General features: G+C 69.7%; 12 protein-coding genes. 2 read left to right on the forward strand and 10 right to left on the reverse strand.

Annotation, left to right across the window (positions count from 1 at the left end):
• Positions 1-75 precede the first annotated feature (75 nt).
• Positions 76-483, reverse strand: a complete 408-nt coding sequence (fur, locus tag QQA12_RS10195) for a ferric iron uptake transcriptional regulator (RefSeq protein WP_054668708.1) — start codon at positions 481-483, stop codon at positions 76-78.
• A 104-nt stretch (positions 484-587) separates the two neighbouring features.
• Here fur and bamE point away from each other — a divergent pair, with 104 nt between their 5' ends.
• Positions 588-983, forward strand: a complete 396-nt coding sequence (bamE, locus tag QQA12_RS10200) for an outer membrane protein assembly factor BamE (protein WP_056932960.1) — start codon at positions 588-590, stop codon at positions 981-983.
• 21 nt (positions 984-1,004) lie between these two features.
• Here bamE and QQA12_RS10205 read toward each other — a convergent pair whose 3' ends face one another.
• Together QQA12_RS10205 and QQA12_RS10210 are read right to left on the reverse strand one after the other, a co-directional pair.
• Complete coding sequence (locus tag QQA12_RS10205; protein ID WP_226049226.1) at positions 1,005-1,262, reverse strand: RnfH family protein; 258 nt, start codon at positions 1,260-1,262, stop codon at positions 1,005-1,007.
• 3 nt (positions 1,263-1,265) lie between these two features.
• A complete protein-coding gene (locus QQA12_RS10210; protein WP_056932956.1) occupies positions 1,266-1,694 on the reverse strand; it encodes a type II toxin-antitoxin system RatA family toxin in 429 nt (142 codons plus the stop codon).
• A 52-nt stretch (positions 1,695-1,746) separates the two neighbouring features.
• On the opposite strand from QQA12_RS10210, the gene smpB reads away from it, so the two are divergent.
• Positions 1,747-2,250: an SsrA-binding protein SmpB gene (gene smpB, locus QQA12_RS10215; protein WP_054666626.1), complete on the forward strand. Its 504-nt coding sequence runs from the start codon at positions 1,747-1,749 to the stop codon at positions 2,248-2,250.
• Positions 2,251-2,485: 235 nt separating this feature from the next.
• On the opposite strand, the gene QQA12_RS10220 is transcribed toward smpB, so the two are convergent.
• The 7 genes from QQA12_RS10220 to QQA12_RS10250 all read right to left on the reverse strand — a co-directional run bounded on the left by QQA12_RS10220 (position 2,486) and on the right by QQA12_RS10250 (position 11,171).
• Positions 2,486-2,659, reverse strand: coding sequence for a hypothetical protein (locus QQA12_RS10220; RefSeq protein ID WP_226049227.1), 174 nt, complete (start codon positions 2,657-2,659; stop codon positions 2,486-2,488).
• Positions 2,660-2,675: 16 nt separating this feature from the next.
• On the reverse strand, positions 2,676-3,632 hold the full coding sequence (locus QQA12_RS10225) for a transaldolase (RefSeq protein WP_226049228.1): 957 nt from the start codon (positions 3,630-3,632) through the stop codon (positions 2,676-2,678).
• 13 nt (positions 3,633-3,645) lie between these two features.
• Positions 3,646-4,839: a CoA transferase gene (locus QQA12_RS10230; RefSeq protein ID WP_226049229.1), complete on the reverse strand. Its 1,194-nt coding sequence runs from the start codon at positions 4,837-4,839 to the stop codon at positions 3,646-3,648.
• Positions 4,840-4,952: 113 nt separating this feature from the next.
• Positions 4,953-6,812, reverse strand: a complete 1,860-nt coding sequence (locus QQA12_RS10235; RefSeq protein ID WP_226049230.1) for a beta-L-arabinofuranosidase domain-containing protein — start codon at positions 6,810-6,812, stop codon at positions 4,953-4,955.
• A complete protein-coding gene (locus QQA12_RS10240; RefSeq protein WP_226049231.1) occupies positions 6,809-8,998 on the reverse strand; it encodes an SUMF1/EgtB/PvdO family nonheme iron enzyme in 2,190 nt (729 codons plus the stop codon). Before QQA12_RS10240 ends, QQA12_RS10235 begins: the two co-directional genes overlap by 4 nt.
• A gap of 29 nt (positions 8,999-9,027) precedes the next feature.
• Positions 9,028-9,969, reverse strand: a complete 942-nt coding sequence (locus tag QQA12_RS10245; RefSeq protein WP_226049232.1) for a ribokinase — start codon at positions 9,967-9,969, stop codon at positions 9,028-9,030.
• Positions 9,966-11,171, reverse strand: a complete 1,206-nt coding sequence (locus QQA12_RS10250) for a serine hydrolase domain-containing protein (protein ID WP_226049233.1) — start codon at positions 11,169-11,171, stop codon at positions 9,966-9,968. The genes QQA12_RS10245 and QQA12_RS10250 overlap by 4 nt, the downstream gene beginning before the upstream one ends.
• Between the last annotated feature and the right edge of the window lie 207 nt (positions 11,172-11,378).

Here is an 11,378-nt window from a genome sequence, read left to right on the forward strand (position 1 = left end):
GTGAAGCCCCCCCCTGGAAACGACAACACCGGCGCAAGGCCGGTGTCTTCACGCATGCAGGCGGTGCGGGGCGGCTCAGCGTCGCTTCTTGCGCACGTACAGCACCAGCGAGTGCTCTTCCAGCTCGTAGCCGTGCTCGGCCGCGATCCTTTTCTGCAGTTCCTCGATCTCGCGGCTCTCGAACTCGATGATCTTGCCGGTGTCCACGTCGACCATGTGGTCGTGGTGACCGCCACGGTCCAGCTCGTAGACCGCCTGCCCACCTTCGAAATTGTGCTTGAGTACCAGGCCGGCCGCCTCGAACTGGGTCAGCACGCGGTACACCGTGGCCAGGCCGATCTCGTCGCCGCAGTCGAGCAGCTGCCGGTAGATGTCCTCGGCGGTCAGGTGGTGGTGGGGGGTGTTCTGCTCGAGCAGCGCGAGGATGCGCATCCGCGGATGCGTCACCTTGAGGCCGACTTTGCGCAGGTCGTTGGATTCCATGGCCATCGTGTTCATTGGCGGTTTGACGCCAGTTGCCTCCGGTCAGATCGCGCTGGGTGCCGGGGAGTGTATCATCGCCGGGATTTCCTCATTCGCCCGTCCCAATGCGCAACCTCCTGCTGATCGCCGTTGTCGCCCTGTCCACCACCGGCTGCGGCATCATCTACAAGCAGCCCATCTACCAGGGCAACCTGCTGCAAGAAAAGTCCGTCGCGCAACTGCAGGCGGGCCAGAGCAAGCAGCAGGTCAATGCGCTGCTGGGAACGCCGTCCATTCCCGACCCGTTCCATGCGCAGCGCTGGGACTACACCTCCAGCCAGCGCGTGAACCGCCTGGGCAAGACCGAGGTGAAGAACTTCACCGTGTTCTTCGAGAACGACCGCGTCACCCGCTGGGAAGGCGACTATTTCCCCAACAACGACGCGGAGCTGGCGCGCGAAGGCGTACGCCAGTTCGGCCGCAACCTGCCCAAGGACAAGAAGAAGCGCGGCGGCCGCTGATTCCAGGCGCCACGCACCGCATCAATCGCCGCCACGCGCCCGCCGGCGGCGGTTTTCCTTGGGGTCGGCCAGCAGTGGCCTGAGCAGTTCGACGCGGTCGCCGTCGTGCAGCACCTGCTGCGGCCGCGCCAGTACGCCATGCACCGCCATGGCCACGGATTCGCCAGCGGCATCCAGCGCCGCCACCGCCACCGCGTCGGCGACCGTACTCCCTTCCGGCAGCACCAGCTCCCGCCGCAGGCAGCGCTCCGGCCAGGCCAGCACCACCTCCACGCGCATGCCTCAGCCCCCCTGCTCGGCCACGCGCACGAAATCATTGACCATGCGGTCGGCCAGCCCCTGGAAGCCCAGTGCCAGCGCCGGCCCGAGCAGGCGCGAGGTCGGCTCGAACTCCAGCTCCAGGCTCACCTTGCAGGCGGCGTCGGACAATGGCTGGAACTGCCAGCGGCCATGCAGGCGCTTGAACGGGCCGTCCTTCAACTGCATGTCGATGCTGCCCGGGCGCTGCAGCGTGTTCTCGGTCATGAACCAGGTGCGGAACGACCCCAGCCCCAGGTCCAGGCGTGCCACCAGGCGCTCCGGGCCCGATTCCAGGATCTGCGCCGCTTCACACCAGCGGAAACGCCGCGGATAGGCGGCAACGTCGTTGACCAGGTCGAACATGCGCTCGGCCGGCTGTTCGACCAGGGCGCTGCGGCGGATGATAGGCATGCGGGATACGGACGGATGTTCGGAAAGCCTCCTAATCGGAGACAATACGGAAATGAGCAAGAAACCCGGTAAGGATAAAGCAAAGAACGCGCAGGCCGACAAAACCATCGCGCTGAACAAGCGCGCGCGCCATGAATACCACCTGGAGGAGCGTTTCGAGGCCGGGCTGGTGCTGCAGGGCTGGGAGATCAAGGCCATCCGCGCCGGGCGCGGCAACATGACCGACGCCTACGCCTACGTGAAGGACGGCGAGATCTTCCTGATCGGCGCGCAGATCACGCCATTGATCCAGGCATCCACCCATACCGTTCCGGAGGACCGGCGCCAGCGCAAGCTGCTGCTGCACCGGCGCGAGATCGACAAGCTCATCGGCCGGGTGGAGCGCGACGGCTACACGCTGGTGCCGACCGCGATGTACTGGAGCAAGAACCGGATCAAGCTGGAAATCGCACTGGCCAAGGGCAAGCAAGCCCATGACAAGCGCGATGCGGCCAAGGACCGCGACTGGGCCCGCGAGAAGCAGCGCGCGCTGCGTGCCCACAACCGCAACGCCTGAGTGATGCGGCGGCCGCTGGCCGCTGGCTCCGCCATCAAACCGATAAAACGGGGGAGCGCGGCAAAACCTGCGGGCGGAGTCGAATGCTCTACTTCCCCCTGACGCCGGTGGCCTCGGGGAATCCGACGCGGCCCCCGGTTCTTCCCCGGCAAAAAAAACGACCGTGCCATGCCGGCACGGTCGTGGCGATACCGGAGGGAGGGAGAGAGCAACCGGTAACGTAACCTGCGGGGAATCAGTAGGCCGCGGCCGGCAACGGCTGCGCCAATGCCGCCGATCCGGGCGCCGGCGGCGGCAGGGCGATGCCGGGGCCGAGCTCGGCCACCGGCTCGCGCGCGGCCCGCGTGGCACAGGCGCTGGCCAGCAGGCACCGGCCGGTGGCGAGCAGACGCAGGAGCCGTGAGCGCATCGCCATCATCGCCGGCTCAGGCCAGTTCGTCGGCAATGCGCTGGCGCAGCGCCTGCAGGTCCTTGGCGAAGGCATCGATGCCGGTGGCCAGCTTCTCGGTGGCCATCGGGTCGGCGGCCATGTCGGCGTCGAACTTCGCCTGGTCGATCGGCGCGACGTCCACCGCTTCGACGGCGGCCGGCACCAGCCTGCGCGGCAGCTCGCCCAGGTCGGCGTCGAGCTTTTCCAGCAGGTCCGGCGAGATGGTCAGGCGGTCGCAGCCGGCCAGCGCCTCGATCTGCGCGGTCGAGCGGAACGAGGCGCCCATCACCACCGTCGGCGAACCGCGGCGCTTGAACTCGGCGTACACCCCGCGCACGAACCTCACGCCCGGGTCCTCGTCGATGCTGGCCGGCGCCTGGCCGTGGGCCACGTACCAGTCCAGGATGCGGCCGACGAACGGCGAGATCAGGAACGCACCGGCCTCCGAACAGGCCAGCGCCTGGGTCGGGTTGAAGATCAGCGTCAGGTTGCAGTCGATGCCCTCGGCCTGCAGCACGCGGGTGGCTTCCACCCCGGCCCAGGTGGCGGCGATCTTGATCAGCACCTTGTCGCGCGGCACGCCGGCCGCTGCGTACATGGCGATGAACTGGCGCGCCTTGGCGATGGTCGCGGCGGTGTCGTGGGCCTGGTCGGCATCGACCTCGGTGGAGACGCGACCCGGCACCAGCTCGGCCAGCATCGCGCCCACGCCGATGGTCAGGCGGTCGACCACGGCCCGGGCGACCTCGGCGCGGTCGCCGGCCTGGGCACGGCCCCATTGCAGCTCGCGTTCGATCAGCCCGGCGTACACCGGCAGGTCCAGCGCCTTGCGCACCAGCGTCGGGTTGGTGGTGCAGTCGACCGGGCGCAGGCGCTTGATGGCGTCGTAGTCGCCGGTATCGGCGACCACGACGGACAGTCCGCGCAGCTGGGCGAGCTTGGATCGGGTCATTGCAGGTTCCAGGTCAGGGCGTGGCGCCGTCTTCGGCGACGCGGGCGAGGACCGAAGCGGTGTCCTGGTCGAATACCGGCGCGGCGAAGGGTTGCGGGCCCGGCGTGCGGCCGAACACGATGGGACGGGTGATGCCGCGGTAGCTGCCCAGCACCGGGTGCGGCAGCGATGCGATCATCTCGCCGGCCTGCACCTGCGGGTGCTCGAACATGTCCTCGACCTTGCGCGCGGCCGCGCACGGCACGTCCTCGCCGAACAGCGATTCCCATTCCAGCGCGCTGCGCGCGGCCAACGCCGCGTGCAACCGCGCCAGCAATTCGTCCGAGTGCGCGGCACGCTTGCGCACGGTGTCGTAGCGCGGGTCGGCAGCCAGTTCCGGCAGTCCGGTCTTCTCGCACAGCGCCTGCCAGAAATGCGGCGTATTGGCCGAGATGTAGAGCCAGCCATCGGCGGTGGGATGGATGCCGGTGACACCTCCCGAGCGCATGTCGCGGCCGACTGCTTCCGGCTCGCCCTCGGCCCAGATCATCCGCGCCGACTGCATGGTCAGCGCACTGCGCAGCAGCGACACGCCCACGTACTGGCCCTCGCCGCTGCGCTCGCGCTCGTACAGCGCCGAGGACACGCCCGCGGCCACCAGCGCGGCGGCGTAGTAGTCCACCACCGAGCCGTACAGGATTTCCGGTGCGCCGCCGGGCTTGCCCTGCATCGCGCACATGCCGGTCATGGTCTGCAGCACCTGGTCGTAGCCGGCCTTGTCGCGCAGCGGGCCGGTCTCGCCGTAGCCGGTGACCGCGCAGTACACCAGCCGCGGGTTGAGCCGCTGCAGGCTGTCGAAGTCGATGCCCAGCCGCGCCGGCACGCCGGGGCGGAAGTTGTGCACCAGCACGTCGGCCTCGCGCACCAGCCGCATCAGCACCGCGCGCTGGTCGGGCTGCTTCAGGTCGAGCACCACGCCGCGCTTGGATCGGTTGACGCCGAGGAAGGCGCGGCTTTCCGCTTCCAGCGTGGACGGATACTTGCGCAGGTTGTCGCCGGCCGGCGGCTCCACCTTGATCACTTCCGCGCCCTGGTCGGCCAGCAGCGTGCAGCCGTAGGGGCCGGCGATGTAGGCGCTGAGATCGAGCACGCGCACGCCGCTCAGCGGGCCGCTGGCGCCGTCGCGGCGGGCGATGTCGAAGGGTGACGGGCTTGGGCTTGCGGGCATGGGGTGCACTCGATTCCTTGATTGCAGTTTCCTCCGCAGGGCCGGGAAGAAACATATCGTGCGGGTATTTTCAGCGAGGACTTAAAGCGGCGAATGGCCGTGGCGCGGCGCCGTCAGGGTGTCGGCGCCAGCGACAGCCAGGTCAGCCGCCAGGCACCGTGCACGCGTCCACCGCAGCGGTAGTAAGGCTCGAACCGAAGCGGTGCGCGGCATTCCAGTTGCATCGTCAGCGGCGCGCCCTCGCCCGTGTCCTCGCCGACCCGCAACCACTGCGCCGGATCACCGGCAGGCAGCTTCACCGTCTCGTCGGTCTTGTAGCCGTCGATCAGCGTGGTGGCGTAGACCAGCGGGCCGTAGGTCAGGCCGGCGTACTCCCAGCGCAGCACTTCCTGCGCCACCGGCGAGCCATCCGGCGCACGCGACTCCTGGACGTTGACGTTGGCCGCACGCTGCAGCTGCGGCTGCATCGGCAGCACCACGGCGATGCTGTCACCGGCCTGCCATTGCCGCTGCAGCTGCACGAAGCCGTCGGCGCCTGCCTGCACCGGCACCTCGATGCCGTTGACCCGGATGCGCGCATCCCCGGCCCAGGCCGGGATGCGCAGGCCGATGCCGAAGGTGGCGCGGTTTTCCGGCGTCACCTGCAGCGTGATCCGGCCGTCGAACGGATAGCGCGTCTGCTGCTGCAGCGTCACCGCGCCGGCCTCGGCGTGGTGCAGGGTCGCCTGCCCGGCGCCATACAGGTTGACCCGCAGGCTGCCGTCGGCGGTGGTGCCGTAGGCGACCTGCGGCAGTTCCTCCACCGCCATCGCGCCGGAGGACTTGCAGCAGCGCCAGTAGGTGGTGTGCACCCGCTTGCCGTTGGGAAACGTGTAGTAGCACCAGTCCTCGCCATCGGGCGCCATCGCCGCCAGCAGGTCGTTGTAGGCGGTGCGTTCGAGCTCGTCGGCATGGCGCGCATGCCCGGTGATCGCGAGCAGCTCGCGGTTCAGCTGTATCCATGCCAGTACCGAGCAGGTCTCCACGTAGGCCTGCGGGAAGAACGTGCGCGGCGCGTTGAACACTTCGCGCGAACGGTGCGCCACCCCGCCCCACGGGCCGCCGCCCAGGGTGAGGTGGTGGGTGCGGATGTTGTTCCACAGCGCATCGACGGCGACGCGGTACTCATCCTTGCCGGTAGCCTTGTACAGCTTGGCCAGCCCGACCAGGTTCCAGCACAGCTGGTAGGCCTTGCCGGTGGCGATGAAGGCCGCGTCCTCGCCGGCCAGTGCCTTGTCGAGCAGGGCCAGGCGCGGGTTGGCATTGGCCTGCTGCAGGATCTTCTCGGCCAGCGCCAGATAGCGGGGCTCGCCGGTCACCAGGTACAGGTCGGCGGCCGGGTCCAGCAGCACCGTGGCGGACATGCCATGGTGGTTGCCGAGCGTGGTGATGTCGATGCCCGACTCCAGCGCCTGCCAGCACAGGTCGGCAATGCGGCACGCGGCCTGCAGGTAGCGCACCTCGCCCAGCGCGCGCCAGGTTTCCAGGAAACCCAGGACCAGGTAGCTGTGGGTCCAGATGTCCCAGGTGCGCAGCGCCGGTTCGCCGTTCCAGCTTTCGGGCCTGGGCGGCTGCGGCACGGTGAAGCGGCGGTCGGCGGCGTAGTTGCCCAGATAGCCGTCGTCGTCCTGCTGGCTGACCAGCCAGTCGGCCACGCGGCGCAGGTTGGCCTCAAGCTGCGGCTGCCCACCCTGCGCCACCGCCCGCGCGGTGGCGGAGAGCCATTTGCCGGCATGCTCGCCGTACCAGTCGCCTTCCTGGTTCCGGCACTTGTGCGCCTGGCCGAAGATGCTGATCGACGGGCTGTCCTCATCGACGATGAAGTGGCTCAGCCGGCCGCCACGGTTGGCGGCCAGCATCTGCCCGAACAGGCCGTCGAGCCGTACCGCCGCCGGGCCCACCCACTGCTGGCCGCAGGCAATGGCCGCGCTCATGCCGCGTCCACCACGCAGCGGAAGCCGAGCATGCCGCTGCGGTCCTTGGCCGGCGCCATCAGCAGGTACTTGCCGTGCTGGTCAAGCCGGTATGCCTGCGGGAAATACCAGTGCGAGGTCTGCGGCTGGTAGCTGGAACCGCCGCGCAGGATCGCCGCGCGGGTATGGTCGTCGACGAACTCGTCGGTCCACTGCCACACGTTGCCGACCAGGTCCTCCACCCCGAACGGGCTGGCGCCGTCCGGGTGAGCGTCGACGTCGTCCGGCGGCAGGATGCGGCGGCCGCGGTTCACCCGCGGCACCCGGGCCGGGTCCCAGTCGTTGCCCCACGGATACAGCCGGCCATCGCTGCCCTGTGCGGCGTACTGCCATTCCCATTCGTGCGGCAGGCGCTTGCCGGCCCAGGCGGCATAGGCGCGCGCGTCTTCCAGCGATACCCAGGTCACCGGCTTGTTGTCCCAGCCGGCACGCGGCGCGCCGTCCACCCAGTGGGCGAGGAAGTTGATGTCGTCGGCCGGGTGGTAGCCGGTGGCGTCGATGAACGCCTTGAACTGCGCGTTGGTGACCGGATGGCGGTCGATGTGGAACGCCGCCATCTGCATGCGCCGGCGGTGGTGGCGGCGCGGGCAGTCTTCCCAGGGGAACTGCACGTCCTGCCCGGCCCAGTTGAAGCCCTCGATCTCGACGCCGCCGACGGCGAACACGAACTCGCCGGCGGGAATGCTGACCATGCCGTCCGGCGCGACCGCCTGCGCCGCGGTCGGCGGGATCTCGCGCAGCTGCTGCGGGGCCGCCTTCCAGGCGCCGGAGTAGCTGTTGAGCGGCTGCCGGGCGCGCGTGGCGGCCGTGGCCATGAAGGCGTCGAAACCATCCACCACCACGCCCGGCTGCACGCTGAGTACCGCGCCGAAGCCGCGCGCCTCCATCGGCAGCTCGATCACCGCCACGCCGTCACGCACCACCGGCGACAGCTCCACGCCATGCCACACGTCGTAGTAGCGGGTGCCCTCCACGTGCGCCAGGCCGATCTGCTCGCCGTCGACCGGGTACTCGTTGCGGTTGACCAGGGTGTGCAGGGTCAGGCCCCCGACCGGGAACCTGCTGGCGAAGATGCCGCCCTGGAAGCAGACCTGGTACGGCTCCCAGTCCAGCGACACCACCAGCTGCGGGAACTGGCGGTAGATCGCCGCGATGCGCCGCAGGGTCTCGCCGTCGCGCGGGGTGAACGCATTCCAGATGCCCCAGATGTTCTCCCACGCGTTATAGCCGATGCCGTTGAAGAAGCAGTACTGCAGGTCGTGGTTGCGGTTGCGGCCCCAGCGGTTCTCGTAGTTGACCATGTGCCGGGGCTCCAGCCACTTCCACTTGGACACCGGCGGCACCGGGCCGTCCGGCGCCTTCTTGCCCCAGCTCTGCACGTTCCAGATCAGCTGCTCCTCGGAGCTGATGGTCGACTCCGGCTGCACCACCACCGGGTTGCCGTTGGCGTCGCACGCATCGAAGAACGCGCGCGGCACGCCGTTGAAGGTATCGCCGTTGATGCCGTCGGCGCCGGTGGCCTTGATGATCGCGGCCATGCCGTCCCAGTGGGTCACGCCCGGGTCGCGGGTGCCGTGGTCCCACGGCTTGGCAGGCAGGAATACGCGCACGCCGCGCTTCTGGAATGCCTGCACCGCGGCCTTCAGGCCCTCGATGCCACCGGGCAGCGTGTGCGCCAGGTCGAACTGGTTGCGGTCGTCGATGCCGATGTTCGGATAGATGTACCAGATCAGCACCGAGTCCAGCCCGCCGAAGCGCGCGACCAGGTCGTCCAGGTAGCGGTCCACGGTGTACTGCGCGGTATCCACGTCGAAGAAGTAGCGGTCCTCGACCATCATCTGCGCATGCACGAAGTTGCGCTGCGCCCATTGCAGTTCCGGGCGCCGGTAGTTGGCGTCGGTGTAGCCGATCCGCACCAGGTGCTCGCGGCGCCAGTCCTTCAGTTCGGTCAGCCAGTCGGCGGCGCTGGCGTTGGCGTCGATCATCCAGCTGCCGATGTCGGCGAACGGCCACGCCGGCGCCTTGCCCGGGGTGGGCAGGTAGCGGCCGGTGGTGACGTGGGAGAACTTGTATTCGGTGGTGATCGCCTCACGCCCATGGTCGGCGGCTTCGTTGTCGTAATCGGGCGTGGTGTACGGCGTGGTCATGGCATTCATCCAACGGAAAGCGGAAAGGGTCAGAGCGCGCAGGCGGTCGCCAGCGCGGCATGGGCGGCGGCACCGGGGACGCGTGCGGTATCGGCCAGCAGTGCGGCGACCTCGGCATGGTCGGGGATGCTGGACTGCGCACCCAGCCGGGTGCAGGCCAGCGCGGACGCGGCGCTGGCGCGGAGCAGCGCCTGTTGCAGCGTCTGGCCGCGCGCCAGCGATGCCACCAGCGTGCCGCAGAAGGTATCGCCGGCAGCGGTGGTGTCCACCGGCTGGATGGAAAATGCCGGCTGCAGCAGGATGCGGCCCTCGCTGCGCGCCAGGCAGCCGCGCGCGCCGAGGGTGACGATCACGCACGGCACCTGCAGTCGCGCCAGGCCGGTGGCCAGGTCCGGCGGGTGGCCGGCGACCACGTCCAGTTCGCCCTCGTTGACGATCAGCATGTCCAGCGCGGCCAGCAGCGCGGCCGGCAGCACCTGAGCCGGTGCGGCGTTGAGCGCCACCTTGACCCCGGCCGCACGTGCGGCCCGCGCATGCGCGAGCACGGTGTCCAGCGGCGTCTCCAGCTGCAGCAGCAGCCACTGCACGCCGTCCAGCGGCGGCAGGTGCATCGGCTGCAGGGCCATGTTGGCGCCGGGCGCGACGGTGATGGCGTTCTCGGCATCGTCGGACAGGCAGATGAAGGCGGTGCCGGTCGGCAGCTGCGCATCGCGCACCACATGCAGCCGCACCCCGGCGTCGCCCAGCGAGGCCTCGATCGGCCTGGCGAAGTCGTCCTCGCCCAGGGCCAGCAGCATGCGCGTATCGGCACCGCCGGCACGCGCACAGGCCACCGCCTGGTTGGCACCCTTGCCACCGGGGAAGGTACGGAACTGGCGACCGAGCACGGTTTCTCCCGGCGCCGGCACATGCGCGGCGCGCACCACGAAATCGAGATTGGCCGAGCCGGCGACGAGGACGGTGGAGCTCATGGGATGGCCTGGTAGACGAGGTTGTAGAAGCGGGTCGAAGGCGATGCCAGCGGCCGTGGGCCGGCGGGCAGGTACTGCAGCATCAGGATCGCCACCAGTCGTTCCCGGCGGTCGATGGCGAAGTAGGTCGAGGCGGCGCCGGACCAGCCGAACTGCCCGGCACTGCCCAGCTTGCCGCGCGCGGCCGGGTCGACGACGACGTAACCGCCGAGGCCGAAGCCTTCGCCGGGCGCCGGGCCCGGCACGGCGGGTACGAAGCCACCGAGCTGGTCGGCCATCATCAGGTCCACGGTCTTGCGCGCCAGCAGCCGGCGCCCGCCCGCACGGCCATCGTCACGGAGCATGCGCGCGAATGCCAGGTAGTCGGCGGCAGTGGAGTACAGGCCGCCGGCACCGCTGTCGTAGCCCTTCAGGCGCACGCCGGGGCTGAGCGCGCTGGGCGTGCCGGCCACGCGCAGGCGGCCATCGTCGGTGCCTATCGGCAGCTCCACCACGCGCCCGCGCTGTGCGGCGGGCACGACGAAACCGGTATCGCGCATCGCCAGCGGATCGAAGATGCGCTGCTGCAGGAACTGCGCGAACGGCTGCCCGCTCACGACTTCCACCACCCGCGCCAGCAGTTCGGTGTTGCTGCCTTCGTAATGGAAATGGGTACCGGGCGCATCGGCCAGCGGCAGCGTCGCCAGGCGTGCGGCTACGTCCTCCAGCGACGTGGCCGCATCGATGCCGGCGGCATCCAGCAGCCCGGTCGCGACCGGGTGCGCGGCCGAGTCCGCCGCCAGCCCGCTGGTATGGGTGAGCAGGTGGCGCAGGGTGATCGCCCGCGGCGAAGGCGCCAGTTGCGGATGCCGCGCGTCGCCGCCGACCACGACCTGGCGGTCGGCGAATGCCGGCAGGTAGCGCGACAGCGGATCGTCCAGCGCCAGCCGCCCCTCCTCCATCAGCATCAGCACCGCGACCGAGGTCACCGGCTTGGTCATCGAGTAGATGCGGAAAATGGCGTCTTCGTGTAACGGCCGGGTGCCCGCGCTGTCGGCATGGCCCCAGCGGCCATGGAAAACGATGCGGCCGCGGTGCTCGACCAGCGCCACCGCGCCGGGGAAGCGGCCGCTGCCGGTACTGTCCTGGAGGAAGCCGTCCAGCCGCTGCCAGCGGTCATCGTCGCGCGCGCCGGCCGGGGCGATGCAGGCGGCCGCGAGCATCCAGCAAAGCAGCCAGCGCGCTGGCGATCGCCATGCCGGGGATGCTGCGGTGCCGGTTGTGGGTGCCGTGGAGTGCATGCTGCGGTTCCGTATGGCCCGGCCGTGCAGGCGCGGGAACGAGCGGGGCGTGCGTTGGCGCCGGGGGCGCTTTGCCGGGACCAGCCTAGACGCAGGGCGCGCCGGTGCAAAGGGAACTCCGCTTGCTTC

The organism is Stenotrophomonas sp. 17(2023) (assembly GCF_030345315.1).
GTDB lineage: Bacteria > Pseudomonadota > Gammaproteobacteria > Xanthomonadales > Xanthomonadaceae > Stenotrophomonas > Stenotrophomonas acidaminiphila.

Excerpts from the sequence above, each read along its gene's own strand:
- fur (WP_054668708.1), bottom strand. The coding sequence starts at position 483 with ATGGAATCCAACGACCTGCGCAAAGTCGGCCTCAAGGTGACGCATCCG.
- bamE (WP_056932960.1), top strand. The coding sequence starts at position 588 with ATGCGCAACCTCCTGCTGATCGCCGTTGTCGCCCTGTCCACCACCGGC.
- QQA12_RS10205 (WP_226049226.1), bottom strand. The coding sequence starts at position 1,262 with ATGCGCGTGGAGGTGGTGCTGGCCTGGCCGGAGCGCTGCCTGCGGCGG.
- QQA12_RS10210 (WP_056932956.1), bottom strand. The coding sequence starts at position 1,694 with ATGCCTATCATCCGCCGCAGCGCCCTGGTCGAACAGCCGGCCGAGCGC.
- smpB (WP_054666626.1), top strand. The coding sequence starts at position 1,747 with ATGAGCAAGAAACCCGGTAAGGATAAAGCAAAGAACGCGCAGGCCGAC.
- QQA12_RS10220 (WP_226049227.1), bottom strand. The coding sequence starts at position 2,659 with ATGCGCTCACGGCTCCTGCGTCTGCTCGCCACCGGCCGGTGCCTGCTG.
- QQA12_RS10225 (WP_226049228.1), bottom strand. The coding sequence starts at position 3,632 with ATGACCCGATCCAAGCTCGCCCAGCTGCGCGGACTGTCCGTCGTGGTC.
- QQA12_RS10230 (WP_226049229.1), bottom strand. The coding sequence starts at position 4,839 with ATGCCCGCAAGCCCAAGCCCGTCACCCTTCGACATCGCCCGCCGCGAC.
- QQA12_RS10235 (WP_226049230.1), bottom strand. The coding sequence starts at position 6,812 with ATGAGCGCGGCCATTGCCTGCGGCCAGCAGTGGGTGGGCCCGGCGGCG.
- QQA12_RS10240 (WP_226049231.1), bottom strand. The coding sequence starts at position 8,998 with ATGACCACGCCGTACACCACGCCCGATTACGACAACGAAGCCGCCGAC.
- QQA12_RS10245 (WP_226049232.1), bottom strand. The coding sequence starts at position 9,969 with ATGAGCTCCACCGTCCTCGTCGCCGGCTCGGCCAATCTCGATTTCGTG.
- QQA12_RS10250 (WP_226049233.1), bottom strand. The coding sequence starts at position 11,171 with ATGCTCGCGGCCGCCTGCATCGCCCCGGCCGGCGCGCGCGACGATGAC.